Source organism: Spiribacter sp. 1M189 (genome assembly GCF_040838345.1).
GTDB classification, from domain to species: domain Bacteria; phylum Pseudomonadota; class Gammaproteobacteria; order Nitrococcales; family Nitrococcaceae; genus Spiribacter; species Spiribacter insolitus.
The window spans coordinates 1,749,962-1,775,738 of the sequence record NZ_JBAKFF010000001.1 but is presented as its reverse complement, the minus strand read 5'-3'; the positions used below and the strand labels follow the sequence as shown (position 1 = coordinate 1,775,738).

The window sequence follows — 25,777 nt, the reverse complement described above, 5'->3', positions numbered from 1 at the left end:
GCCAGGCCATGACGCACCACCCGATCCCGGGCTTATCGGCTCCCTACCCGTCCACCGGGCGATCTTGAGACGCCGATCGGTGTGTTATCCACCGCGCTCCACGCCCCGCGTCTCGCGTGAGCCCGGGGGACGGGTAGGGAGCCGATACACCACCCCCGCCGGCGATCTCGGGGCGCCCGTCGGTGTGTTATCCCCCTTCGCGGAGAAGCCGCATCGGCGAGGCCCGATAATAGCGTCGTGCGCCGAGTGCACCCGCCGCCCAGACAGTCAGCAGGCCAACCAATGCACCAGCCAGCAGGGTCATGGGACGGAACGGATAATCGAGATCGAAGAGCACTTCCGCAACGACGACGCCGGCGGCGGTGGCAGCCAGACCGGCGAGGCCGCCTGCAATCGCGCCGATCACCCAGAACTCGAGTCGGGCCATGGCCCGGATACGCCGGCCACTGGCTCCCAGGGCCCGGAGCAGGGCGCTTTCGAAGCGACGTTGTTCACCGGTGATCTGCAGAGCGGCAAGCAGTACGAGAACACCGGCGGCCAGGGTGAGCAGGGCCATGAGCTCGACCACGCTGGAGCCCTGGTCGATGATGGTGCGCACGATCCGCAGGACGCTGCTGACATCGATGGGCGTCACGCTGGGGAACTCGCGGATGAGATCGTTGAGAACCGCGGTATTTTCCGGGGGGAGATAAAAACTGGTCAGCCAGGTCCGCGGCAGCTCATCGAGCGTGCCGGGGGAGGCGAGCACGAAGAAGTTGACGTTGAAGCTCTCCCAGCGCACCTCGCGCAGGCTGGTGACTTGAGCGGTGACGCTACCGCCGCCGGAACTGAAGGTGAGGCGGTCGCCCATTTCGACGCCGATCTCTTCAGCGAACTCGGTCTCTACTGACAGCTGCGGCGTCGGGTCGGGCTGCTGGCCCCACCACTCACCGGCCGCGATACGGTTGTCGCCCGGCAACCGGGCGCTCCATGACAGATTGAATTCTCGCCGCGCCAGTCGACGGGCCTGGGCGCTGTCATAGTCCTGTGCGCGGACCGGCTCGCCGTTCAGCGCGGTGAGCCGGGCACGGACCATGGGATAGAAGACCGTCTCGATACCAGCGTCAGCCAACGTATTGCGAACGCCATCCACCTCGTCCGACTGGATGTTGATCAGGAACTGGTTGGGGGCATCCGGCGGTATCTCGGCCTGCCAGGCGCTGAGCAGGTCATTGCGGACCACCGCCAGCAGAAACAGGCTCATGAGACCGACACCCACCGCCACGATCTGAATGATCGCGGTCAGCGGACGGCGGGTGAAACCGGTCAGCCAGAGGAGTCGTCGCTGCCCACCACGGCGCGACCAGGCCCTCGCCCCCAGGACGATGGTGGCGGCCACGGTAGCCAGGATGGCGAGGGTGGCCGCCACCGCCCCGAAGACGCTGAGCGTCACCCGGACATCGCCCGCCTGCCAGGCCATCAGCCCGAGAATGACGGCGGCCGCCATCAGCAACGGCATGCCGGCGCGGAGCAGCCCACTCCCGAGGTCCTGACGCAGCACGCGCATGGGCGGCGCATCCCGGAGACGCACCAGGGTAGGCAGGGCAAAACCCAGCAACGCCGCGGCCGCGGTCAGCCAGCCGGTCAGCAGCGGCTGGATTCCCGCCGGGGGAAGCTCCGCTCCGAGCAGCTCGGCCACCAGCGAGAGCATCGCGAGATGCAGGAGATAGCCAAGCGCGGCACCCACGGCGCCGGCAAAAAGCCCCAGCCAGAGCAGTTTGCCGATGAAGAGCTGCAGCACCTGGCGACGCGTCGCGCCCATGGCCCGCATCACCGCGACATCGGTGATCTGCCGCTCGGCGTAGTGGCGAACGGTGAGCAGGACGGCAACGCCGGCCACAATCACTGTCAGCAGCGCGGCCAGGCCGAGAAAGCGCTTGGCCTGTTCAATGACCTCGGCGGCGCCGCGCCCCTGTTCGCTGGGCCGTTCGATCTCGACGGCATTGCCCTGCTCGGCGGCCAGGCGATCGGTGAACTGCGTGACGACGGCCTGATCACCGGCCAACAACAGCTTGTGCCGCACCCGGCTGCCCGGGCCAAGCAGTTCGGTGGAATCGAGATCGGCATGATTGAACATCACCCGCGGCGCCAGGCTTCCAAACCCCTGACCGCGATCGGGCTCGAAACTGAGAATACCCGCGACACGAAGATCCCGGGCACCCAGGGTAATGGTCTCGCCAACCTCCAGATCCAGCAGCCCGAGAAGACGGGATTCGACCCAGGCCGTCCCCGGTTCGGGAATGCCAGGCGGCTGCTGTTCCTCGGCGCCGGGCGCCGGCTGAATGCGCAGGCTGCCCCTGAGCGGATAAGCATCGCTGACCGCCTTAGCGGAAACCAGACGGTTGGCGGTCTCGGTGAGCACGACGGTCGGAAAGACGGCGATGCGCGCCGTCGCCAGGCCATCGGCCTCGGCACGTGCCTGCCAGGCATCGGGGATGGGCTCCGGGTACTCGACGGCCCGGTCCGCTGCCAGGAGGTCGGCCGCACGCGCTTCGGTGGCCCCGGCCACCCGGTCGGCCAGCCAGGAGACGCCGGTGACCGCGGCCACGGCAATCACCAGCGCAAGCGCCAACAGTCGGAGCTCGCCGCCCCGCCAGTCGCGGTAGAGCAGACGCAGCGAGAGCATCAGCCGGCCTCCATCGCCAGGGCCCCTTCGCGCAGGTAACGCACATGGGCGCAGCGCCGGGCCACTGCCTGGTCGTGGGTGACCAGGACCAGCGTCGTGCCGTAGTCACGGTTGAGGTCGAACAACAGGTCGATGATCTGCTCGCCAGTGCGGTGGTCGAGATTGCCTGTCGGCTCGTCGGCAAAGAGGATGCGCGGCTCACTGACGAAGGCTCGGGCAAGCGCTACCCGCTGCTGCTCACCACCTGAGAGCTGGGCCGGATAGTGCGCCAGACGGCCCGCCAGCCCCACCTGCTCAAGGGCTCGTTTCGCCTTGTCCCGCGCATCGGATTCCGCCGCCAGCTCGGCGGGCAGCATGACATTCTCCAGCGCCGTCAGGCCCGGCAGCAGGTGGAAGGCCTGGAAGACGAACCCCACCCGGCCGCTGCGCAGTGCCGCGCGCTCATCCTCGTCCATGGTGGTGAGGTCGTTCCCGTCCAGGGTGACGCGCCCGCCACTGGGCAGATCCAGCCCGGCCAGCAGTCCGAGCAGGGTGGACTTGCCCGACCCCGAGGTCCCGAGAATCGCCAGAGAATCACCGGCGGCAATGCTAACATCGAGGTTTTCGAACAGACTGATACGGCCTTCCGGGGCCTCGAAGCGCATGGCCAGGCCGCGGGCTTCGAGAACCGGCGAACCGTTTGAGGATGAATCCATGGTACCGGGCATGCGAACTCGACTCCTGACTGTACTGCTTGTGTTCGGTCTGGCGCTGCCGGGCCTGATTTCGGCACAGACCGCCGGACCGCGTATTCTTGTTCTTGGCGACAGCCTGTCCGCCGCCTACAACATGCCCGCCGAGGCGGGCTGGGTGGCCCTGCTGGCCGATCGGCTCGGTGCCGGCGCCGAGGTCGTCAATGCGGCCATCAGCGGTGAAACCACCGCTGGCGCCCGGGCACGCCTGCCCCAGGCGCTGGAAAACCATGCGCCGGACATCGTCGTCATCGCCCTCGGGGGCAACGACGGACTGCGCGGTGTCTCCCTGAGCGAAGTCCGTGACAATCTCGACGCGATGATCACCATGGCGCGCGATGCCGGGGCACGTGTCGTTCTCGCCGGCGTGCGCCTGCCCTCGAATTATGGCAGCGCTTTTATCGAACGGTTCCGTAATGTCTACGCGGAAGTGGCCAGAGACACCGACGTGGCCTATGTGCCGAAGATTCTCGCTGGCGTCGCCGAGCAGCCGTCGCTGATGCAGGATGATGGCATTCACCCCAACACCCGAGCGCAACCGCGAATCCTCGACAATATCTGGCAGGCGCTCGGACCGATGGTTTCCGGCTCCACCACAGGCTAGCCGGTCAGCCACGGCCAGCCGCTATCGACCACACAACGACGCCGGCAGGTTGACCGCCATGGTCATCGGCAGATGGTCGGAGAGCGGAGCATCGAGGACCTGCGCTGCTTCCACCGAAAGGCTCGGGCTCACCAGAATGTGGTCAATGTTCTTTTCAGGACGCCAACTGGGATAGGTCGGCAGGTCGTGGAACGGCTCCCGAAGCCCGGTTTCGGCGCATAGGTACTGCAGCTCCGGACTGCGTGAATGGCAGTTCAGATCGCCCATGACGATGACATGCTCGCAGCTGCCGATGCACTCCGCGACATAGGCGAGCTGGGTGAGCCGGGCACGCTGGCTGAGCGCCAGATGGAGCAGAACCACCATGAGTTCCGCCTCTTCGGTGCCAAAGCGGACGATCAGCGCGCCACGCCCGGGAATACGCCCGGGCAGGCGATGCTCGGTGACACTGCGCGCCGACAGCCGGCTGAGCAGTCCATTGCTGTGCTGGGCAAAACGCCCCAGCGGGCGGTTGGTCTGAGAGTACCAGTGCGGAAATTCAGCGGTGTCGGCAAGAAAGGCCGTCTGGTCGACAAACCCGCTGCGCAGACTGCCGCCATCAAGCTCCTGCAACCCGACCAGGTCGAAGTCGCGGATCAGGGAGGCAATCCGCCGCAGGTTGGGAACACGTTTACTGTCCGGCAGCACGTGGCGCCACCCGCGCGTGAAGTACTGGTGATAGTAGCGGGTCTGGATACCGGCCTGGATATTGAAGCTCATGAGCCGCAAGCGCGCCGGGAGCGCGGCTGACGGCTCAATTATCGCCTCTTCGGCCGGCGTCGGTGTCGCCGGCCACCCGAGCCGGGTGGAGGTGTCGCTCACCGCTTACTGATCGCCGTTCTCTTCGACGACCAGCGATTCGGCAATGTCCAGCATGCCCTGCTGGCCGCCGGCCGCACGGACGTCGATCAGATACTTGCCAGCCACCCCCATGGCGGGCGTTCCGGGTATCCGGTAGGCGTTGACCAGGCGTTCACCACGGTTGAGCTGGGTATTGACGGCGAAGGAGTTCATCGCCGATAGCACGTCCGCCTCGGTGACATCGGCCACGCTGGCATAGAACGCTGCGACGTCCTCATTGCTGCTGAAAGAGCGGCCCTCATCGTGAATCGCCTCGAAAAGGGCCGTATGGGTCTGATCGAGGATATCCAGCGCTTGCGCGGCATAATAGGCGCGTGCCAGCACGGCCCAACTTTCGCGGCCGAAGGTGACCGGCGTATGAACGACTTCAACGCGATCGCCCATCTCGCTGGTCCACTCACTGAGCCGCGGCTCAAAGTCCGCACAGTGCGGGCAGCCGTAGGAGAAGAATTCCCGCACTTCCACGGCTCCCTCAGAGGCGTCGGTCGATTGTGGGGTATCCAGTACCTGGTAGCCCTGCTGGGCCTGGGCCGGACCGAGCCCGATCAGGCCACCAAGCATGAGTACGATGGCCACAATCCAGCCTAAACGGGCGACGGATGAATGCTGCATTATTGAACTCCGGAGAATGACTGCCTGAACGTCGCCCATTCTACAGCTCCCCGTAGGAATGCAGACCGGACAGGAACATGTTCACGCCGAGGAAGGCGAAGGTGGTGACGAACAGCCCGATAATCGCCCACCAGGCCATGGGCTTGCCGCGCAGTCCCTTGGTGTAGCGCAGGTGCAGCCAGGCTGCATAGTTGAGCCAGACAATCAGCGCCCAGGTCTCTTTCGGGTCCCAGGACCAGTAAGCCCCCCAGGCTTCGGCCGCCCAGAGCGCGCCGAGAATGGTCGCGACCGTGAAGAAGGCAAAACCGAGGGCGATGGCGCGGTAACTCACCTCGTCGATCTGCTTGAGCGTGGGCAACCGCTCGGCCCAGGGGCTGTCATCGGAAACCCGGGCCCGGATGAGATAGGCCACGCCCAACATGGCAGCGATGGCAAAGCAGCCATAGCCGACGAAATTCGTGGGCACATGAATCTTCATCCAGTAGCTGTTCAGCGCCGGGACCAGCGGCTCGATCTGATAGGCCTGGCGATCGAAGTGATACCAGAGCAGGAAACCGATCGACGCCGAGATGATCAGCAGCACGAAAAAGCCCATGGAGCGGGTGCGCTGGGCGTTTTCGTAGTACAGGTAGATCAGCGCCGTCATAACGGCGAATAGCACGAAGACTTCATACAGGTTGCTGACCGGGATATAGCCGATCCCGCCGGCATAGAGGTGCGTCTCGTGCCAGCGCACCAGCAGCCCCGCCAGGCCGGCGCCGGCGGCGATCCAGGTCAGCTTCGAGGCCACCCGGCCCGCGAAGTCGTTGCCCGTGAACAGGGCAACGCCATAGACGACGGTAGCCGCCGGGAAGAGGGCACTCATCCACATGATCGCCGACTGGCTGGAGAGCAGGTACTTGAGGAAAAAGTCGCTCTGCGCGGCGCCCAGCTCGGGATAGCGGGTGATGGCGAAGAGGCTCGCCAGGCAGACGAGCGCCATGTACCAGCGCGAAGCGTGCCAGTGCCAGCCAATACCGATCATGGTCGCTGCCGTGAAGAATGTGATGACGACCTCGTAGACGTTCATCACATCCCAGAGCACCCAGTAGGTGCCCGCCGTTGCGAACACCACAAGGGCAGCCCAAGCCCAGTCACCGGCGGTGAGTCGCTGCCAGAGCGACGGCCGACGCATTTCTCGGAGCATGTCTTCGCGGGAAGCAACCATTGCCCAGTCCTCAGTCAGTTTGTTCTGTCGGTCCGGCGGAGTCGGACGCGTCCTTGCGGCGGCGGCCCGGCATATCGCCGGCCACACCGAGCTGATTCTCGACCGCGTCGGCCAGATCAGCGAACTCGGCCTCGAATTCCTCCGGCCGACGCTGATTGGTACCCGCCATCAGGAGATCAGTGCCACCCTCCTCGCGGGGCATCACCATCGCCCAGACGCGGCGATGGGACACATAGAAGAGCATGAAGATACCCATCACCAGCAGGGCCGAGCCCGCGTAGACGACGTTCTTGCCCGGGGCGCGGGTAATCTGCAGACCCGTTGCCTGGCGATGATCAAAGTGATCGATTTCGAAGATGATCGGCGAGCCGTATTCCGCCACCGCCGACACCGCGTTCATGGCCTCCTCAAAGAAGGCACGCTGGTCCGCGTCCGGCTGGACCATCGATAGTGCGACACCCTGGCGGGCCGCGAGCTCCTCGCGGTAGATCTCGAACATCGTGCGTTGCAGCACGGCGCGGGAGAACTCCAGCAGCATCTCGGGGCGGTTGGATCCCGCCACCCGCTGCTCAAGCTGCGCGTTGACCGCCCCGAAGCCGCCATTGACCAGCGTGGCGATCATGTCGTCAGCCGTTCCCGCCACACGGTTTCCGAGTTCGGGGTTGGCCACGCCCATCTGCGCCAGTAGCACATCGGCCGCCCGTCGCGCCGCCTGATCCACCCGCGCGCGATCATGCAGCGCCGCGTGGAAGTTCATGAAGGTGTCCATGGAGGCGTTGCCATCGGCGGGGATATGGAGATACCGGAACGGCTCGGCGGCACCGCTGCGCATGCCGTGGAGGTAATACCAGCGGTCGTCGATCTGCACAGGCGCCATGTAGGTGTGGAACTCACGGGCCTGGCCGGCCTCGTCACGCATGGTGTAATTGAATGAGGGGCCGACGTTGCGGAACTCGTCGCGGGAGCCGGTACGCTCTACGGCCCGCGGGTCGCGATCCACGTTGAACAGCTGGAAATCATCGATCTCCATGGTGCGCTGCATGCCACCGAGCTGCAGGCGCAGGTTCTCGAAAACGCGGCCGGTGATGGGCATGGTCTGGCCCGACCCGTCCAGCAGATGGCCGGTGAGGTCAAGCGCCGTGCCGCCGTCGGTGAAAGATGCCTGATAGATGGTATGGCCGCGGTGAGTCAGCGGATGGTTGACCGAAATCGTCTGCCGGATGGGCTCTTCCAGGGCCGGGTCGTGGATGACCAGATCGCTCTCGTAGGAACTGGGCATGCCGTTAGGGTAGTGATCGATGCGGAAGTCTTCGAGGTAGATCTCGAAGGGAAGCTGCTGGACCACATAGCCATCGCGCACCTGCAGGAAGACCACGCCGCTGTTGGTCTCCTCCGGGATGGTCACATTGCCGCGAAAGGAGCCGCTCTCCGGCCCCAGCCAGCTCTCGGCGGGCACCTGAGACACAGGCAGATCACGGGTTTCCACCGCCAGGCTGCCCATCATTTCCTGGATCTTGAGATTGATGTTGCCGTCTGCCAGCGCACCAAGGGCAATCACCACCACCGCGACATGGGTGAGCACGTAGCCCATGCGGGTCGCCCCGCCTTTCATGCCGGCCACGACGACCGTATCGCCGCGCGTCTCGCGGCGCGTACGGAATCCAAACCCCTTCAGTGCCGTCTCGGCGACCGCCTCGACCGACTCGGCGTCCCTGGCCGTCTGCCAGCGGCGGTGCTGGGAGAGGGCCAGCAGGGATTTCTCCCGGACATGCGTGCGATAGCGGGTGATCTCGCGCCAGACGCCGGGGATGTGTCGACTGACGCAGACGCCGGTGGAGAGTACGAGAAACCCGAGGATGGCCAGGAACCACCAGGCCGAGTACACATCGTAGAGGTTGAGCAGGCGGAAGACCTCGAACCAGAACGGCCCGAACTGAATGAGGTACTCGCTGTAGGGATTGTTCTGCGGCAGGACGGTGCCGATGATCGACGCAATGCTCACCACCACCAGCAGGGTGATGGCCAGATTCATCGAACCGAGGAATTCGAGCCAAATAGCGCCAAGACTGCGACGGTAGTTGCCGCGTTTCCGTGCCTGACCGGTGGATATTGTGGCTGCGCTCTGGGCCATTGAAGTATCTATCGCCGCTGCCTGTTCGTCAGGTTAACCCGAACGGGTTAACCAATTGACCACAACAGCGCGTGGAAATTCTTGCGCCGGATCAATCCTGCCTGCCGATCGATCGACCGCCGCGCCGACGCTTACTCCGCGGCCAGCTCCGCTGGATAGAGCCCGCGGACATAATTGGCCACCGCCTGAATCTCTTCGTCCGTCAGGTTGACGGCGATCTCGTTCATGACCGCCGCCTGGCCGTAACCCGAGCGCTCACCGGAGCGATAGAGCATGAGCTGATCCGATGTGTACTGCACCTTCTGGCCGCTCAGCCGGGGATACCCGCTGCTCGGGACGCCCATGCCAGCGGGTCCATGGCAGCTCACGCAGGCCGGGACACCCTTCTCGGCGATACCGCCCATGTAAATGCTTCGCCCGGTGGTGAGCAGTTCTTCCGGCGTCTCACCGATCTCGGCTTCCAGGCCCTCGTAGTAGACCGCGAGATCGGCCATGGTCTGCTCATCCAGACCGGCGGCCTGGCCGAGCATGATGGCGTTGTTGCGCTCGCCCGACTTGTAATACTGCAGCTGTTCGAAGATGTAGTCGGCATGCTGGCCGGCGAGGTTCGGCCACTCCGGCGACATACTGTTGCCATTCTGACCATGGCAGGCGGCGCACACCGCCGCCGAGGTCTCGCCCCGCATCGGGTCGGCATCCTCCAGCTGAGCCGTGGCGGAAAAGCTGACCAGCAGGAACGTGGCGAGCGCGGGAAGCGTCTTGGCGATCATGATTAGCGACAAACCTCGAGTACAATCGCTGGTTTTATACCAACGCCCCCTTCGGGGGTCAATTTCCGCGCGAGGCCAAAGCCGTGTCAATTGACTACCGTCAGGCTCAGTTTCTTCTCTCAGCCGCTGACCCGGCCCAGCTCCCCGCCGATGCCGGTGAAGAGGTGGCATTCGCCGGTCGCTCGAACGCCGGTAAATCCAGCGCGCTCAACGCCATTACCGATCAGAAACAGCTGGCGCGGGTCAGCAAGACCCCGGGGCGGACACAGCAGATCAATGTCTTCCCGATCGGCGCGCCGGACAGCGCCCGGCGCCTGATCGACCTGCCGGGCTATGGCTATGCGAAGGCTCCGCCGGCGCTACGGGCTCACTGGCAGAAAGCGCTGCCACAGTACCTCGAAACCCGTCAGAGCCTACGCGGGCTGGTCCTGATCACGGATGTGCGCCACCCCCTTGGCCCGCTCGACGAGCAGATGCTGCTGTGGTGCGAGGCCGCCGGGCTGCCGGTGCACATCCTGTTGAGCAAGGCGGACAAGCTGCGTCGCGGTCCGGCCGGCAATACACTGCAATCCGTTCGATCAGCAGCGGCGCGCATGTGCCCGGAAGCCAGCGCCCAGCTCTTCTCCGCGCAGACCCGGGATGGCGTGGAGGCGGCCCGGGCTCAGCTTGACGAGTGGTTACAGACATAAAAAACCCCGGAGCCCATGGGGTGTGGTCTCCGGGGACAGTGGACCCGGCCTTGGGGGCTCGGCCGGGCCTCGCTGGCCCGCTAGTAAGGGAGGGAGTAGCGGGCCGCGCCGGGCACTGGCGCACCTGATGGGACAGTGCACCATGGGGGAAGTTCAGTGCGCGCTCTCCCAGTTTTCCCCCACACCGATTTCCACCTCCAGTGGCACGTCCAGCTCCGCGGCCGCCTCCATGAAACCGCGGATACGCTCGGCAACCCGGTCCTCGTCACCTGTGGGCACCTCCAGCACCAGCTCGTCGTGCACCTGCATGACGAGCGCGACGTCGGGATGTTCGGCCGCAATCCAGCCGTCCACGGCGATCATGGCCCGCTTGATGATATCGGCAGCCGTTCCCTGCATGGGCGCGTTGATGGCCGTCCGCTCGGCATACTGTCGCCGCTGGTTGTTGCGACTGTTGATTTCGGGCAGATACAGCCGGCGTCCGAAAACCGTTTCCACGTAGCCCTGTTCATGGGCCAGTTGGCGGGTGCGATCCATGAATTCCCGCACACCGGGATACCGGTCGAAGTAGCGATCGACGTAGGCCTGGGCCTCGCCGCGCTCGATGCCGAGCTGGCGGGCCAGCCCCCAGGCCGACATGCCATAGATGAGGCCGAAGTTGATGGCCTTGGCCGCCCGTCGCTGGTCATTGGTGACGGCGTCCGCCGCGCTGCCGAACACCTCGGCCGCCGTCGCCGCATGGATGTCGAGCCCCTCGGCGAATGCCCGCCGCAGACCATCATCTCCCGACAGATGCGCCATGATGCGCAGCTCGACCTGGGAGTAGTCGGCGGCCATGAGCCGATGGCCGGGCTCGGGAATAAAGGCGCGACGGATACGCCGGCCCTCGGGGGTCCGCACCGGGATGTTCTGCAGATTCGGGTCCGACGATGACAGCCGCCCGGTGGCGGCCACCGCCTGGTGATAGGAGGTGTGGACCCGACCCGTGCGCGGGTTGATCAGGGTCGGCAACTTCTCGGTGTAGGTCGAGCGCAGCTTGGATACGCCGCGGTAGTCGAGAATCAGGCGGGGCAGCTCATGCCCCTGGGCCGCCAGCTCCTCGAGGACGGATTCCGCCGTGGACGGGGCGCCCTTCGGCGTCTTGGCCAGTACCGGCAGACCCTGGCGCTCGTAGAGGATTTCCTGGATCTGCTTGGGCGAGCCGAGGTTGAATGGCCCACCGGCACAGGCATGCGCCTGCGCCTCAAGTCGCTGCATGGTCTCGGCGAGCTCACCGCTTTGAGCGCCGAGCAACGTGGCATCCACCCGGACGCCCGTTCGCTCAATGCGCGAGAGCACCGGCAGCAGCGGAATCTCGATGGTTTCGTAGATCGACTTCGGTCCCGGTCGCTCGGCAAGCGCCGGCCAGAGTTCACCGTGCAGCCGCAGAGTAATGTCGGCGTCCTCGGCGGCATAGTCCACGGCCTGATCCAGCGCGACCTGATCGAAGGTGATCTGTCGCGCCCCCTTGCCGGCGACCTGCTCATAGCCAATCGGCCGATAATTCAGGTACTTCTGCGCAAGCGAATCCATGTCGTGCCGCGATGCAGTGGCATCGAGACAATACGACTCCAACATCGTGTCGTGGACCACGCCGCGCAGCGTGATGCCGTGGTTGGCCAGAACGCTCATGTCGTACTTCAGGTTCTGGCCCACCTTGCGGACCTGGGGGTCCTCCAGCAGCGGCCGCAGTCGCTCCAGGGCCGCGTCCCGGTCAAGCTGCACCGGCTGGTCCGGGCCGGTATGGGCCAGTGGCAGATAGGCGGCCTCGCCGGGCTCAATGGCAAACGAGACGCCCACGATGGCGGCGTTCATGTACTCGAGGCTGTCGGTCTCGAGATCAAGGGCGAAGAGCTCGGCCGCGGCAAGCCGCTCCAGCCAGGCGTCGAAGCCGGCCTCATCCTGCAGACAGGCATAGTCCGCCTGTGGATCCGCCGGATCATGACTCGCCACGGCCTCTCCGGCCGCCGGGTCAGCGTTGCGCTCGCCGTCGGCCTCAATCTCCCGCAACCAGGTATTAAAGCCCAGCCGTCGGTAGAGCCGGGCGAGCTCGCCGCGGTCCGGCTGATCGAGGCGGATCGCCAGCGGTTCCAATGGCAGATCGACGTCGCAGTGAATGGTGGCGAGCTGGCGGGAGAGATCCAGCGCCTCGAGATGGTCCCGGAGGCTCTCGCCGACCTTGCCGCCGATGGCATCCGCATGCTCACGGATGCCGTCAATGGAGCCGTACTGATTGAGCCATTTCGCCGCCGTCTTCGGCCCCACCTTGGGCACGCCGGGGATGTTGTCCGACGTGTCACCCACCAGGGCGAGGTAGTCGATGATGGACTCCGGCGCCACGCCGAACTTCTCCACCACGCCGTCACGGTCCAGCACGGTGTTGGACATGGTATTGAGCAGCGTCACGCCACCATTGACCAGCTGCGCCATGTCCTTGTCGCCGGTGGAGATCAGCAGCGACAGCCCATCGCGACGCCCCCGCACGGCGAGTGTTCCGATCACATCATCCGCCTCGACCCCGCTTACCTCGATGAGCGGCAGCCCCATGGCGCGAACCACCGCCTTCAGTGGATCGAGCTGGGTAGCGAGATCGTCCGGCATCGGCGGTCGGTTGGCCTTGTACTCGGGGAACAGCTCGTCCCGGAAGGTCTTGCCGGGGGCATCAAAGACCACGCCCATATGCACCGGCCGGTAGTCCTGCATGAGCCGGCGCAGCATGCTGATGACCCCGTAGACGGCGCCGGTGGGCTCACCGGCCGGATTGGTGAGCGGCGGCAGGGCGTGGTAGGCGCGATACAGGTAGGACGAGCCATCCACCAGCAGCAGGCGCTTGTCGGGATCGGTCATGCGGTCTTCCTTTCTGACGACCCCGCCATGATAACCGCCGCGCTCGTGGCAGTGACAGCGCACGGCCGCGGCGACGGCCATGCGACAATGCCGGCATTCACAGGCCGGGGGAGACAACCATGACACATCACGATGGCCAGCGGTCGGGCCGGGACAATGGCGCCGCCGGCCTCGATCCGACACTGATGACGCGGGAGTCCTGGCGAATTTTCCAGATCATGGCCGAGTTCGTGGAGGGCTTCGAGCGCCTCTCCCCGGTGGGGCCGTCGGTGAGCATTTTCGGCTCGGCACGCAAGGCGCCGGATGATCCTGACTATCAGCGCGCTGAGGCCACGGCGCGCCTGCTTTCCGATGCCGGCTTTTCCGTCGTCAGCGGTGGCGGCCCGGGCATCATGGAGGCGGCCAACAAGGGCGCTCGGGAGGGTGCATCGGCCAGCATCGGGCTGAACATCCAGCTGCCGCGGGAGCAGACGCCGAACGCGTATCAGGAGATCGCGCTGAACTTCCGGCACTTCTTTGCCCGCAAGGTGATGTTCGTGAAGTATGCCTCGGCTTATGTCGTCTTTCCCGGCGGCTTCGGCACGCTGGATGAGCTCGCCGAAATCCTCACTCTGGTGCAGACCGGCAAGACCCGGCGTATTCCGGTCATCCTGATGGGCACGGATTACTGGCAGGGGCTCGCGCAGTGGCTGGAAAAAACAATGGTCGGGGCGGGTAATGCCGACCCGGAGGATCTCTCGCTGTTCCAGGTGCTGGATGAACCCCAGGCCGCGATCGATGCTATCTTCGCACACTACCGCGACCGGGATTTCGAACCGTCTCCGCAGGAGCGCGAGATCCTGCTCAACCTCTAGGCGCGCTCCAGATTGGCATAGGCCGCCACCAGCCACTTCGCGCCCACGTCGTCGAAGTTGACCTGGATGCGGGCGTTGGGACCGCTCCCCTCACAGTCCAGCACCACCCCCTCGCCAAAGCGGCTGTGCTGCACGCGCTCACCGAGATTGAATTCCGCTTCGGGGATGACGCCATCGCCCAACCCGCCGCCGGCGGCATCCGGCCCGGTCACCGAGAAGCGCGCCCTTACCTCGTCAATCAACCCGGGCGGGAGCTCGCGGATGAAGCGCGAGGCAATGCCGAATTCGTCACGGCCATGCAGCCGGCGGCGCTCAGCGTAGGTGATCAGCAGGCGCTGGCGGGCCCGAGTGATGCCCACATAGGCCAGGCGCCGTTCCTCTTCCAGCCGGCCAGGCTCCTCCACCGACATACGGTGCGGAAACAGCCCCTCCTCGAGCCCGGCAAGGAAAACCACTGGGAACTCCAGGCCCTTGGCGGAGTGCAGCGTCATCAGCTGGACGCAGTCCTCCCAGGCACCCGCCTGCCCTTCGCCCGCTTCCAGCGCCGCATGGGCAAGGAAGGCCGTGAGCGTGTCCATGCCCTCATCGACCGTGCCGTCCTGCTCGAAACTGTGCGCGGCGGTAATGAGCTCGTCGAGGTTCTCGAGCTTGTCCTGGGCGCGTTCCGAACGATCCTTGCCAACATGACCGCGCAGACCGCTGCGCTCCAGCACGGTCTCGAGCCGGTCGGCGAGATCCAGGTCCGCGGTCTCGGCGGCGAGGCCGTCAATCAGTTCCAGAAAGGCACGCAGCGCGTTGCCGGCCCGGGCCGGCAATACGCCGCGGCTTTCCACCAGGCCACGGGCCGCCGCCCAGAGGCTCGCATCCTGATCGCGGGCGGCCAGCCGAATGGCCTCAAGCGTGCGATTGCCGATGCCACGGGTGGGCGTGTTGATGATGCGCTCCAGCGCCGCGCTGTCATCGCGGTTGGCGATCAGGCGTAGATAGGCCAGCGCATCCTTGATCTCGGCCCGCTCGAAAAAGCGCAGGCCGCCATAGACGCGGTAGGGAATGCGACGGGCCAGCAGGGCCTCCTCGAACGTGCGTGACTGGGCATTGGATCGGTAGAGAATGGCGATATCCCGCCGCGCCAGCCCGTGCTCCTCGACCATGGCCATCAGCCGCTCGACCACGAAGCGGGCCTCGTCCTGCTCGTTGAACGCCGCATACAGGGCGATGGGCTCGCCCTGCTCGCCCTCGGTCCAGAGCTTCTTGCCAAGGCGGTCACTGTTCCGCGCGATCAGGGTATTGGCGGCCTCGAGGATGGTGCTGGTGGATCGGTAGTTCTGCTCCAGACGCAGAACACGCGTGTTGGAGTAGTCCTCCCGGAATCGCTGCAGATTCTCCACCCGGGCACCACGCCAGCCATAGATCGACTGATCATCATCCCCCACGATGAAGACATCCGACTCGGGACCGGCAAGCAGCTTGAGCCACTCGTACTGAATACCGTTGGTGTCCTGGAACTCGTCCACGAGCACATGCCGGAAACGTCGGCGGTAATGGCCGAGCAGCTCCAGGTGGTTCTGCAGCATCTCGACGGTGCGCAGCATCAGTTCGGCGAAATCGACCACGCCGGCAGTGCGGCAGGCCGCTTCGTAGGCGGTGTAGACCCGCGCCATCTGACCGCTGTAGGGGTCGCCGGTATCCAGATCTTCGGGACGCTCGCCGGCATCCTTGCGGGCGTTGATGAAGCCCTGGAGCTGGCGGACCGGCCAGCGGTTCTCGTCCACCTCCAGATCGCGCATGACCCGCTTGACCAGGCGCCGCTGATCCTCGCTGTCGAGTATCTGAAAACCCTGCGGCAGGCCGGCCTCCTGCCAGTGCAGCCGCAGCAGGCGGTGACTGAGGCCGTGGAAGGTGCCCACCCACATGCCGGAGCCTGACACGCCGAGCAGCTGCTCGATGCGACCGCGCATTTCGGCGGCGGCCTTGTTGGTGAAGGTCACCGCCAGCAGGTTCCAGGGGGTCGCGCCCTCCACGCGCACAAGCCAGGCTGCCCGATGGGTCAGCACGCGGGTCTTGCCGCTGCCCGCGCCGGCCAACACCAGCGCATGGCCCAATGGGGCGGTGACGGCCTCACGCTGGGCCGGATTGAGGGGATCGATCAGATCGGAGACATCCATGACGCCGGATTATATCAGTGCGCCCCGGCGCTAGCTGTCGGGCAGTGCCTTGACCGGCGGCAAGTCGCGGATGAGCTCGGCCATGGCGCTGACCACCGGCTCGCGGGCACACCCACGGCGCCGATAGATCGCCAGCTCGCGCACCGGCGGCTGACCCGCGAAGGGGCGTACCACCAGCCCTTCGGTATGCGAGCCGGCCGGTTCAACGGCCAGCATGGGCAGCAGGGTGATGCCCGCGCCAGAGGCCACCATCTGGCGCAGTGTCTCGAGGCTGGTGGCCCGAAAGTCCTGCTGCTGCTGAGCACCGACCCGCGAGCAGAAATCCAGTGCCTGGTCGCGCATGCAGTGCCCCTCTTCCAGCAACAGCATGGGCGCCGCATCCAGATCATCGCGATCGATGGACTCCTGGCCGGCGAGCGGATGACCCGCAGGCAGGGCCACCTCAAAGGGCTCCTGGAACAGGGACTGCGAGACAAGTCCCTCGTCGGGGATCGGAGTGCCCATGATCGCGGCGTCGAGCGTGCCCTCCTGCAACCGCTCAATCAACCCTCGGGTCCGTTCCTCGTGCAGAAGCAGACGGAGCTTGGGATAGCGTGTCTGCAGCACAGGGAACAGGTGCGGAATCAGGTACGGCCCGAGGGTGGGGATGATACCGAGCCGGAGATCACCGCTCATGGGGTCGCCGGCGGAGCGGGCCACGTTGACCAGGTCATCCACTTCGTTGAGCACCTGGCGGGCCCGCTCGGTGATCATGCGGCCGATGGGCGTGACGATGACGCGCTTGCTGGTCCGCTCCACCAGCTGAACGTTGAGGTATTCCTCGAGCTTCTTGACCTGAGTGCTCAGGGTCGGTTGGCTCACGAAGCAGGCCGCGGCCGCGCGCCCGAAGTGCTGGTGATCCGCCACGGCAACGAGATAGCGCAGATCGCGAAAGTTGATGTGATTCATGGGCGGGTATCAAGGTCCTCGGCAAGTTCGGTCCACAGCCGGCGATAGGCATCCGCCGCCGTCGAACGGGGCGCAAAGGCGGCCAGCGGGGCACGCCGGACGCTCATCTGCTCGACGTCGGTGGCATAGGGGATCCAGGTTGTCAGGCAGCCGCTCAGCGTGGTGGGTGGCGCCTCGGCCCAGGTCCGATGGAGGCGGCGGCGCCGATCCACCATGGACAGGAAAGGCCGCAGCTTATCGCGGCCATAGCGCTTGCGGTCGAAGTGACCCGCCATCTGCCGCCAGGCATTGAGCGAGAGCGGCGCGGGGATGAGCGGGCAGAGCACACGGTCCGCGTTGCGGACCACGGCCTCGGCCAGGCGGGAGAAGCTCGGCGGGCAGTCCAGCACGACCAGCCCATAGTTTTCAGAAAAGGGCTGCAGGAGGCCCTGCAGCAGGCGTCCGCCATCCTTGCCCTTCTCCACCAGATCGTCGAGATGTCGAAGGGATTCATCGGCGGGCAGCAGATCGAGATAGTCCCACTGCGTTCTCACCGCCTCGCGGCCGATCGGTGCCTTGCGCCGGAAGAGCTTGCGGGGAGGCCGGGCAAGCCCGGCGTTACCGCCCAGGCACCAGGTCGCCGCCGCCTGGGCGTCGAGATCCCAGAGCAGGGTGGGGACGCCGGCGTCCGCGGCCTGGGCGGCGATATTCACCGCGGCGGCGGTCTTTCCGACCCCACCCTTGAGATTGTGTAAGGCAACAATGTGCATGATCGGGCCAGCGGAGCGTATCAGGGCGACATTCTACCTTGCTGCCCACGGCTCCGCCTGCCCCATTGCCGGTGGATGGCCCGATCGTCCCGTCAACTTCCCGCCAGGCAGGACACCAGCCGATCGGTGAGCTGCCGGATCAGCGTCGGGTAGAAATCCGGCCCGGTGGCAATGTCGCTGCCCAGGGGATCGAGAACGCCGGTGCGCGCCGATGTCCCGTCCAGTACCGTGTCGACCAGCGCCGGATTGAACTGCGGCTCGGCAAAGACGCATTGCACGTCATATTCGCCGACGATTTCGCGGATTTCGGCAAGGTGCGCCGGGCTCGGGTCGGTGGCATCGCTCAGAGAGATGGCCCCCACCGTGTTCATGTCGAAACGGCGCTCGTAGTACTGATAGGCGTCATGGAAAACAATGAAGGCCTGCTCATGCACCGGTGAGACCTCACCCTGGACATGCTCCAGGAGGGCGTCGATCTCCGCCTGGCCCGCCTCGGCATTGCGGCGGTAAATCGGCGCATTGGCCGGATCCTCCTCGGCCAGTGTCTCGGCGATCACGGCCAGCCAGCGGCGGGCATTGACCGGATCGAGCCAGGCGTGGGGATCGATGCCTCCATGGGCATGACCCGCATGATCATGGCCATGATGATCATCGACCTCCTCGGCATGATCGTCATGGCCGTGGGTGTCATGTTCCTCGGCGTCATGACCATGCTCGTCGGCATGGTCGTGATTTTCATGACCCGCCGTCTCGGTCAGCACGCGCTCCCGGAAGGCGTGCCGTAGCGTTCCCTCGGCGTGCAGCAACGCCACTTGCCTGGCATCGGGCGCCAGATTGCCCAGCGCGTGGCCCAGCCAGGGTGTGAGTTCTTCGCCCACCCAGAAAACGACGTTGGCATTCTCCAGGGCAGCGGCCTCCGACGGTCGCATCGCGTAGCTGTGCGGCGAGGCACCGCGCTGGATCACCAGCCGCGGTTCGCCGACGCCTTCCATGACCTGGCTGACCAGCGAATGCACCGGCGTGACATCGGTGGCGACATTCGGTACCGCCACCGCGGGGAGCGCGACGGCAAGGAGCAGGAAGGTGAGGGTCAGTCGCAGGCGGCGGACGGACGCAGGTAAACGTTGATCAGGCATGGGCAACCTCCCGGGGAAGACGATCGGTAATGGAATGTTATACCATAACACCATTAATCCGCTTTCCGAGAAGCCCCGGCTATGGCACTGTCCAGCCCCATCATGGCGAATCCCCAGCAACCACTGATTGAAGCCGCCGGTGTGAATGTCCACATCGGTGGCCGGCATATCCTCGAGAATATCGAGCTCAGCCTGTCTGCAGGCGAGATCGTGACGGTGGTTGGCCCCAATGGCTCGGGCAAGTCAACGCTGCTGCGTGCGCTGATCGGCGCCATGCCCCTCGACAGCGGACGAATCCGTCGGGCGCCGGGGCTGCGGGTCGGTTATGTCCCGCAGCGCCTGCACATCGACCCGACCCTGCCGCTCAGCGTCCGGCGTTTCCTCAATCTGCCCCAGCGGCATAGCCGGCATGCGATTGATCAGGCGCTGGCACGGGCGGGCATTCCCGGTCGGGCCGACGCGGCCATGTCGGCGCTCTCCGGCGGCCAGTTCCAGCGGGCACTGATGGCCCGAGCGCTGATGGACGAGCCGGGTCTGTTAATGCTCGACGAGGCCTCACAGGGCCTTGATCAGACCGGTACCGCCGATTTCTACCGACAGCTCGAGGAAATCCGCGACCAGCTCGGCTGCGGCATCCTGATGGTCAGCCATGACCTGCATGTGGTGATGCGCGCCGCCGATCGGGTCATTTGCCTGAACCATCACATCTGCTGCCAGGGTCACCCGGAGGCGGTCACGGCGGCGCCCGAATATCGCGCCCTGTTCGGCACGGACGACGAGGAGGCACTGGCCATCTTCCGGCATGACCCCCACAAGCATCCTCACGAGCACGAACGGGAGGACGAACATGCTGGATGACTTCATGGTGCGCGCCGCGCTCGCCGGACTGGGCGTCGTGGTGGCCGCCGCGCCGCTCGGCTGCTTCGTGGTCTGGCGACGAATGGCCTTCTTCGGTGCGGCCACTGCCCATGCCGCCGTGCTTGGCGTCGCGCTGTCGCTCGCCCTGTCGATGTCCGTGTTCGCCGGTGTCCTCGCCGTATCGCTGCTGATGGCCGTCTCGGTCACCCTGCTGAGTCATCGCGGTTATGCCATGGACACCCTGCTCGGCGTCATGGCCCATTCCTCCCTCGCCTTCGGGCTGGTGGCCGTATCGTTCCTGACCGATGTGCGTATCGACCTGATGGCCTATCTGTTCGGCGACATCCTGGCGGTAGGGCGCACCGACCTCGGGATCATCTGGAGCGGTTCGCTCCTGGTCCTGGGGCTCACGCTGTGGCGCTGGCAGCCCCTCCTGCTGGCGACGGTCAGCGAGGAGCTCGCCCATGCCGAGGGCTATGACCCCCGGCGCGAGAGCCTCATTCTGACGGTGGCCCTGGCCATCGTGGTGGCGGTGGCCATCAAGGTGGTCGGTGTTCTGCTGATCGCCGCCCTGCTGATCATCCCGGCGGCCACGGCACGGCCATTCAGCGCCACCCCAGAGCGGATGGCACTCATCGCCGCGGGGCTTGGCATCATCTCGGTACTCGGGGGGTTATGGGGATCCTGGAATCTGGATACGCCCACCGGCCCGACCATCGTCTGCGTCGCGGCCATCCTGTTCGCCGTGCTGAACACGGCAGCCCGCGTCGAAGGGGGCGGATCGCGTGATTGACAGGGGCTGACGGGGCTGGGAGGTTATCGGACCCGTCACTGGCCAGCAGGCAGGGATTCTCACATGGACGACAAAGACATCGACGAGGCACTCGGCAACACGCTGTTCCGGACAGCCGCCGATCACTCGTTCAATGCCATCACCATTACGGAAGCCACCGAGGATGGCGGCGCTGGACCGATCATCTACGTCAACGATGCCTTCACGGAGATGACCGGCTATGCGGCGAGCGAGGTGCTGGGCCGGAGCCCGGGCATGCTGCAGGGGCCGAACACGGAAAGAGCCGTGCTACAGCGTCTCGCCGAGCAGATCCGTCGCGGGGAGATTTTCCACGGCGAAACGGTGAACTACCGCAAGGACGGCAACGAGTTCATTATCGAGTGGAATGTGATCCCGGTCCGTCAGGACGGGCGAACGACCCACTATGTGGCGGTCCAGCACGACGTGACCGGCGCCATCTGAGCGGTTCGGCGGATCTCAGCCGCGGGCGCCGTCCAGTGCCTGCGCCAGGTCAGCGATCAGATCCTCGGCATCCTCCAGGCCAATCTGCAGCCGCACCAGCGGCCCGCGACCACTCCAGTCATCCACGCTGCGATTGCCTTTCAGACTGCAGGGTAGCGCAAGGCTCTCGAAGCCACCCCAGGAGGCGCCGCGACCGAACAGTGACAGGCCATCCACGAAGGCACTCACCCGATCCTGCCAGGCGGTTGTCAGCTCAACGCTGAAAAGCCCTGCCGCCCCATCGAACCGTGACGCCCACAGGGCATGATCCGGACTCTCCGGCAGGGGTGGATAATGGACGGCAGCCACCTCCTCGCGATCCGCCAGCCACTCGGCAACGGCAAGGGCACGACGGGCATGGGCGGGATAGCGGATATGCAGTGTGCGGGCGCCGCGCAACACCAGCGCCGCATCATCGGTGGAGACGGCAAGGCCCAGCAGGACGCTGGTCTCGTGCAGCGTCTCGAAGGCGTTCCCGCTCGCCGTCACGGACCCCATCAGCACGTCGGAATGCCCGCCAAGGTACTTGGTACCCGCGACGATGGACAGATCGGCGCCGTGATCCAGCGGCCGATAGCAGAAACCCGAGGCCCAGGTGTTGTCGCAGGCGACAAGGATGTCGCCATGGCGACGCGCGGTCTCGGCGATGGCGGCGATGTCCTGCAGCTCCATCGTGACCGAACCCGGCGTTTCGGTATAGATCATGCGCGTGGCCGGCTTGATCAGGCGTGAGAGATCCGATTCGCGCGGGCTGTAGAAATCGAAGTGGACGCCCCGCTCACGCAGGAAACGCTCCAGTAGCTGGCGTACGGGCGAGTAGACGGTGTCCACCACCAGCAGATGATCGCCGGGGCGCAGGAAGGCGAGCAGCACCGCCGCGATCGCCTCGAGCCCCGAGCTATAAAGCTTGGTGCCATCGCCGTTCTCGAGTTCGGTAATCAGTGTCTCAAGAGCAAACGTGGTGGGCGTGCCGCGCACGCCATAGGTGAAAGACTGCGCGCCCTCAATGCCAGGGTGCTGTGCCGCTGACATGGCGGCCATGGATTCAAAATCCACGGTGGAGGCCCGAACCAGGGGCGGGTTCACCGGACGACGTCCGTCCGCATAGGGCGGTCGTGCCGAATGCACGAGTCGGGTTCCACGTTTCATACCCCTATCATGGCAGGGCTGATGCCGGCGGCCAACGCCGTGTATGGTGAGGCGCAACAGTCACGCAAGAGGAGCGGAACGATGGAAGTACTCTATACCACCACGGGAACGGCAACCGGTGGCCGCGATGGCCATGCCGCGACGGCAGACGGTTCGCTGGATGTCAGACTGACCGCACCGAAGGAGCTGGGCGGCCCGGGTGGCGAGGGCACAAACCCCGAGCAGCTTTTCGCCTGCGGGTATTCGGCCTGCTTCCTGGGGGCAATGCAGTTCGTGGGCGGCCAGGAGGGTATCAAGGTGCCCGCCGAAACCAAGGTGACCGCCACCGTGTCGCTAGGCAAGCGCGACGACGGCCAGGGGTTTGCCATTGGCGTCGATCTGTCTGTGGAGCTCCCGGGTGTCGAATCGGCCGAGGCGGAAAAGCTGGTGGAAAAGGCCCACGTCGTCTGCCCGTATTCGTATGCCACGCAGGGCAACATCGACGTCACCACGACGCTCGCTTAAGCCTGCCGCATCGCTGCAGTCGCCCGGGCAGCGTCCGGATGACTGCGGCATACCCCGCTCAGGAGAGCTGCTCGCCGGTCTGTTCTGCCGGCGTTACCCGAGTGGTCATCCACGCCGGGCCGCCCGGCTGGGCGGCCTTCTCGAGCCGCCACCGGAAACGATAGAAACCGCCGTCCCGCGAGAGGACCTTGACCTGGTAGACCGCCGTCCGCCCGGTCCGACGGATCTCCGTGATCTCATAACTCAAGTGATTGATGAGCATCCCGTAACCCGGCCCCCGGAGCATGCGGGTGAAGCGCGACAGCGGGCCGGTGATCACGCGGTTGCGGGGGTGAGCAAACGCCCACACCTGTTCGATACCCGCATTGGTTTCGGGCTGATCGTTATCGCTGAGTGCGTCCAGCTGGATCGTGATGACTTCCCGTGCCGAGCGTTCGGGACTGGGCTCAAGCAGTCGGTCCGCCGCGGGGCCTTCCTGCGCTCCTGCCACCGACAGGGTCAGTACGCAGACGAGCAGCAGAAGCCCCGCCGGATGACGGATGGAATCGGCGCCGTGAAAGGACATGGTCTTGGCCTCCCTCTCGGCCGGGCGGACCGGCCTGTTGCGGAGCGCGGGGGTAGTCACCGCTATTTCGGTATCCACCCCGCAGGGGTTAAGGTGCGGGATAACGCCCAGGGGTGTCCAGTGTCGAGTGAAACATGATCAGCACCGAATCCACCGTGATGATCGAGCGGCCGCCCGAAGCCATCTTTGCCTTCGTGGTGGAGGACTTCCTCGTCAACTACCCGCGCTGGTCGCCGGAGGTGAAAAGCCTCAAGCCTCTGAGCGAAGGGCCCCTCACGCCCGGCTGGAAAGCCCGCCAGGTGCGAGTGGACCAGGGTCGGCGAACCGCCACCGACTTCCAGGTTGTCAGCCTGGAACGCCCGCACTATGTCGCCTTCCGAGGCCTGAAGGATCCGTACGGCATCGAGTTCCGTCTACAGCCTCAGTCGCCCCAACGCACGCGCCTGGTGTTCTCGTTCGAGCTCGGTCGGCTCGGCCTTGCCTTCCGACCCTTCGAAAAACTGATCCAACATGCGGTGCAGGGCGGTGTCGAGCGTGTCACCGGAAACCTGAAGATACTGATTGAAACCGAGACCCCGGCAGATTGAGCCACAACAGGGCAAGCCTATGGAATTCCAGCCAGAAAAAGACCCCTGCATCATTCCCAGCGTTCTGACCCAGATCCTCGATACCTGTGTGAACGGGATCACCCTTTCGGACCCGGACCAGCCCGATAACCCGATCGTGTTCGCGAACCAGGTCTTCACCGAGATGACGGGTTACAGCCAGGACGAGATCATCGGTCGCAACTGCCGCTTTCTGCATGGCGATGATCGCGACCAGCCCGGTCTGCAGACGATCCGCGACGCCCTGCAGAGCGGTTCACGCACCGAGGTGACGCTGCGCAACTACCGAAAAACCGGTGAGCTTTTCCATAATCAGTTGACCATTCAGCCCCTGCGCGACGAGCACGGGAAACTCCTCTACTACCTGGGCGTCCAATACGACATCAGCAAGCTGGTCACGGCCCGCGAAGAGGCGGAGCGCATGGCCATGCTGCTGGATCGAAGCGCAGACAGCTGAAGGAGACCCGCATGACGCGACTCGAGGGCAAGGGAATCATCGTCACCGGCGGTGCGAGCGGCATCGGTGAGGCCACCGTGCGGCGGATCATCGAAGAAGGCGGCCGTGCGGTGATCGCCGACCTGAACCGCGAGCAGGGCGAGGCCCTGGCAAAGGAGCTGGGGGCCGACCGGGCCCGGTTCGTGGAGACGGATGTCACCGATACGCAGGCCGTCGAGGCCTTGTTCCAGACGACTGCCGATTTCTGTGGTGTCGATGGCGTGTTCAACAACGCCGGCATCGGGGCCATCACGCCCAGCGCCGAGTGCAGTGACGATGACTGGCAGAAAGTCATCGACATCAATCTGACCGGCGTCTTCAAGGTCGCCCGGCAGGCGCTGCAGATCATGCAGAAGCAGGGACATGGCAGTATCGTCAACTGTGCCTCTATCCTGGGCCACCTGGGCCAGTCACAGACACCCGCCTACAGCGCGGCCAAGGGCGGTGTGCTCAACTTCACCCGGACCCTGGCGGTGGAGACCGCCCTTGATGGCGTCCGGGTGAACAGCATCTCCCCGGGCTATATCCAGACGCCCATCCTTGAGGTGCTGGATGAGGAGGCCATCGAAGGCCTGAAGCAGTTTCATGCCATGAAACGCCTGGGCCGGCCCGAGGAGATCGCGGCAGCGACGGTGTTCCTGCTCAGCGACGAGGCCAGCTTCATTACCGGCGCCGATCTGCTGGTGGACGGCGGCTTCACGGCCGGCAAGTCCTGACCGTGAAGACGTAGGCAGCGGTGGCGGCGACCCTCAGCCGGGAAAGTCTGCGGCAGTGATCACGCCGTCACCGTTGGTGTCCAGATCCCGCAGCCAATCCTCGGCACCGACCAGGAACTCTTCGCGCTGGACAACGCCGTCACCATCGGCATCGGAAACGGACAGGCTCATGCCATCGGTTATCCGCTGCATCAGCTCACGGTTCTCTCCCTCATAACCCTCGACATCGCCGGCGCGCGCATCGTCAAAGGCCACATACTCGCTTTCGTCGAGCACGCCGTCGCCGTTTCTATCGAAACTATCGAAGACCCGACCCCGCATGGTCTGGAGTTCATCCAGGGTGGCCGTCCCGTTTCCGTTCAGGTCCCAGACACCGAGGAACCGCTCACCGGGCGGCAGTGGTGCATCGCCCTCCGAGGCCACTGCGGTGGTCGCCGTTACGCTGACGGTCAGCGTCAGTGCGAATAGTGCATTACGCATTGATACCCCCATTGATGTTGCTTGTCGGCATGTCCGGGGTTCGAGTCGGTTGCGGGCCCGGTC

25 protein-coding genes are annotated in these 25,777 nt (G+C 65.3%); 10 read left to right on the top strand and 15 right to left on the bottom strand.

The genetic code is table 11. The annotated features are described in order from the left end of the window. Nucleotides 1-187 precede the first annotated feature (187 nt). Both V6X30_RS08935 and V6X30_RS08930 read right to left on the bottom strand, forming a co-directional pair. A complete protein-coding gene (locus tag V6X30_RS08935) occupies nt 188-2,665 on the bottom strand; it encodes an ABC transporter permease (RefSeq protein WP_367984285.1) in 2,478 nt (825 codons plus the stop codon). After that, entirely contained in the window at nt 2,665-3,372 is a 708-nt protein-coding gene (locus V6X30_RS08930) for an ABC transporter ATP-binding protein (protein ID WP_367984284.1), read from the bottom strand. Before V6X30_RS08930 ends, V6X30_RS08935 begins: the two co-directional genes overlap by 1 nt. On the opposite strand from V6X30_RS08930, the gene V6X30_RS08925 reads away from it, so the two are divergent. Further along, complete coding sequence (locus tag V6X30_RS08925) at nt 3,371-4,000, top strand: arylesterase (protein ID WP_367984283.1); 630 nt, start codon at nt 3,371-3,373, stop codon at nt 3,998-4,000. The genes V6X30_RS08930 and V6X30_RS08925 overlap by 2 nt on opposite strands. 21 nt (nt 4,001-4,021) lie before the next feature. Here V6X30_RS08925 and V6X30_RS08920 read toward each other — a convergent pair whose 3' ends face one another. The 5 genes from V6X30_RS08920 to V6X30_RS08900 all read right to left on the bottom strand — a co-directional run bounded on the left by V6X30_RS08920 (nt 4,022) and on the right by V6X30_RS08900 (nt 9,620). Next, the gene (locus V6X30_RS08920) at nt 4,022-4,759 is read right to left on the bottom strand and encodes an endonuclease/exonuclease/phosphatase family protein (protein ID WP_408022371.1); all 738 of its coding nucleotides are present in this window, start codon (nt 4,757-4,759) and stop codon (nt 4,022-4,024) included. A 105-nt stretch (nt 4,760-4,864) separates the two neighbouring features. Continuing rightward, a complete protein-coding gene (locus tag V6X30_RS08915; RefSeq protein WP_367984280.1) occupies nt 4,865-5,512 on the bottom strand; it encodes a thiol:disulfide interchange protein DsbA/DsbL in 648 nt (215 codons plus the stop codon). A 40-nt stretch (nt 5,513-5,552) separates the two neighbouring features. Continuing rightward, nucleotides 5,553-6,719, bottom strand: a complete 1,167-nt coding sequence (gene ccsB / locus V6X30_RS08910) for a c-type cytochrome biogenesis protein CcsB (RefSeq protein ID WP_367984278.1) — start codon at nt 6,717-6,719, stop codon at nt 5,553-5,555. Between the two features lie 10 nt (nt 6,720-6,729). Then, the gene (locus tag V6X30_RS08905; protein ID WP_367984276.1) at nt 6,730-8,850 is read right to left on the bottom strand and encodes a cytochrome c biogenesis protein ResB; all 2,121 of its coding nucleotides are present in this window, start codon (nt 8,848-8,850) and stop codon (nt 6,730-6,732) included. Nucleotides 8,851-8,981: 131 nt separating this feature from the next. Then, nucleotides 8,982-9,620: a c-type cytochrome gene (locus V6X30_RS08900; RefSeq protein WP_367984275.1), complete on the bottom strand. Its 639-nt coding sequence runs from the start codon at nt 9,618-9,620 to the stop codon at nt 8,982-8,984. Nucleotides 9,621-9,703: 83 nt separating this feature from the next. On the opposite strand from V6X30_RS08900, the gene yihA reads away from it, so the two are divergent. Continuing rightward, entirely contained in the window at nt 9,704-10,309 is a 606-nt protein-coding gene (yihA, locus tag V6X30_RS08895) for a ribosome biogenesis GTP-binding protein YihA/YsxC (protein ID WP_367984274.1), read from the top strand. 153 nt (nt 10,310-10,462) lie between these two features. On the opposite strand, the gene polA is transcribed toward yihA, so the two are convergent. After that, nucleotides 10,463-13,195, bottom strand: coding sequence for a DNA polymerase I (polA, locus tag V6X30_RS08890; RefSeq protein WP_367984563.1), 2,733 nt, complete (start codon nt 13,193-13,195; stop codon nt 10,463-10,465). 119 nt (nt 13,196-13,314) lie between these two features. Between polA and V6X30_RS08885 the strand changes: the two genes are divergently transcribed. Then, nucleotides 13,315-14,049 (top strand): LOG family protein, encoded by a 735-nt coding sequence (locus V6X30_RS08885; protein ID WP_367984273.1) that lies wholly within the window; start codon nt 13,315-13,317, stop codon nt 14,047-14,049. Here the strand turns inward: V6X30_RS08885 and uvrD are convergent. The 4 genes from uvrD to V6X30_RS08865 all read right to left on the bottom strand — a co-directional run bounded on the left by uvrD (nt 14,046) and on the right by V6X30_RS08865 (nt 19,047). Next, nucleotides 14,046-16,214 carry a DNA helicase II gene (gene uvrD / locus V6X30_RS08880; RefSeq protein WP_367984272.1) on the bottom strand — a complete coding sequence of 723 codons (2,169 nt, stop codon included), beginning with the start codon at nt 16,212-16,214 and terminating at the stop codon, nt 14,046-14,048. The genes V6X30_RS08885 and uvrD overlap by 4 nt on opposite strands. A 30-nt stretch (nt 16,215-16,244) precedes the next feature. Continuing rightward, nucleotides 16,245-17,162 carry a LysR substrate-binding domain-containing protein gene (locus V6X30_RS08875; RefSeq protein ID WP_367984271.1) on the bottom strand — a complete coding sequence of 306 codons (918 nt, stop codon included), beginning with the start codon at nt 17,160-17,162 and terminating at the stop codon, nt 16,245-16,247. Beyond that, nucleotides 17,159-17,911, bottom strand: a complete 753-nt coding sequence (locus tag V6X30_RS08870) for a ParA family protein (protein WP_367984270.1) — start codon at nt 17,909-17,911, stop codon at nt 17,159-17,161. The genes V6X30_RS08875 and V6X30_RS08870 overlap by 4 nt, the downstream gene beginning before the upstream one ends. A 92-nt stretch (nt 17,912-18,003) precedes the next feature. Next, nucleotides 18,004-19,047, bottom strand: coding sequence for a zinc ABC transporter substrate-binding protein (locus V6X30_RS08865; RefSeq protein ID WP_367984269.1), 1,044 nt, complete (start codon nt 19,045-19,047; stop codon nt 18,004-18,006). Between the two features lie 81 nt (nt 19,048-19,128). On the opposite strand from V6X30_RS08865, the gene V6X30_RS08860 reads away from it, so the two are divergent. The 3 genes from V6X30_RS08860 (at nt 19,129) to V6X30_RS08850 (ending at nt 21,160) form a co-directional block, all read left to right on the top strand. Then, nucleotides 19,129-19,905, top strand: coding sequence for a metal ABC transporter ATP-binding protein (locus V6X30_RS08860; RefSeq protein ID WP_367984267.1), 777 nt, complete (start codon nt 19,129-19,131; stop codon nt 19,903-19,905). Then, a complete protein-coding gene (locus V6X30_RS08855; protein WP_367984266.1) occupies nt 19,895-20,698 on the top strand; it encodes a metal ABC transporter permease in 804 nt (267 codons plus the stop codon). The genes V6X30_RS08860 and V6X30_RS08855 overlap by 11 nt, the downstream gene beginning before the upstream one ends. A 63-nt stretch (nt 20,699-20,761) precedes the next feature. Next, nucleotides 20,762-21,160, top strand: a complete 399-nt coding sequence (locus V6X30_RS08850; RefSeq protein ID WP_367984265.1) for a PAS domain-containing protein — start codon at nt 20,762-20,764, stop codon at nt 21,158-21,160. A gap of 15 nt (nt 21,161-21,175) precedes the next feature. On the opposite strand, the gene metC is transcribed toward V6X30_RS08850, so the two are convergent. Next, nucleotides 21,176-22,348 (bottom strand): cystathionine beta-lyase, encoded by a 1,173-nt coding sequence (gene metC, locus V6X30_RS08845; protein WP_367984263.1) that lies wholly within the window; start codon nt 22,346-22,348, stop codon nt 21,176-21,178. An 81-nt stretch (nt 22,349-22,429) separates the two neighbouring features. Here metC and V6X30_RS08840 point away from each other — a divergent pair, with 81 nt between their 5' ends. After that, nucleotides 22,430-22,852: an organic hydroperoxide resistance protein gene (locus V6X30_RS08840; protein WP_367984262.1), complete on the top strand. Its 423-nt coding sequence runs from the start codon at nt 22,430-22,432 to the stop codon at nt 22,850-22,852. Nucleotides 22,853-22,910: 58 nt separating this feature from the next. Here V6X30_RS08840 and V6X30_RS08835 read toward each other — a convergent pair whose 3' ends face one another. Further along, entirely contained in the window at nt 22,911-23,417 is a 507-nt protein-coding gene (locus V6X30_RS08835) for a DUF4864 domain-containing protein (RefSeq protein ID WP_367984261.1), read from the bottom strand. Nucleotides 23,418-23,551: 134 nt separating this feature from the next. Between V6X30_RS08835 and V6X30_RS08830 the strand changes: the two genes are divergently transcribed. Genes V6X30_RS08830 through V6X30_RS08820 form a run of 3 tightly spaced genes read left to right on the top strand, consistent with a single transcriptional unit; the run spans nt 23,552 to nt 25,234 of the window. Continuing rightward, entirely contained in the window at nt 23,552-24,004 is a 453-nt protein-coding gene (locus tag V6X30_RS08830; protein WP_367984259.1) for an SRPBCC family protein, read from the top strand. A gap of 19 nt (nt 24,005-24,023) precedes the next feature. After that, on the top strand, nt 24,024-24,479 hold the full coding sequence (locus V6X30_RS08825; RefSeq protein WP_367984258.1) for a PAS domain-containing protein: 456 nt from the start codon (nt 24,024-24,026) through the stop codon (nt 24,477-24,479). Nucleotides 24,480-24,490: 11 nt separating this feature from the next. Continuing rightward, nucleotides 24,491-25,234, top strand: coding sequence for an SDR family NAD(P)-dependent oxidoreductase (locus V6X30_RS08820; protein WP_367984256.1), 744 nt, complete (start codon nt 24,491-24,493; stop codon nt 25,232-25,234). 33 nt (nt 25,235-25,267) lie between these two features. Here the strand turns inward: V6X30_RS08820 and V6X30_RS08815 are convergent, their stop codons facing one another. Then, nucleotides 25,268-25,714, bottom strand: coding sequence for an EF-hand domain-containing protein (locus V6X30_RS08815; protein ID WP_367984255.1), 447 nt, complete (start codon nt 25,712-25,714; stop codon nt 25,268-25,270). Nucleotides 25,715-25,777 lie beyond the last annotated feature (63 nt).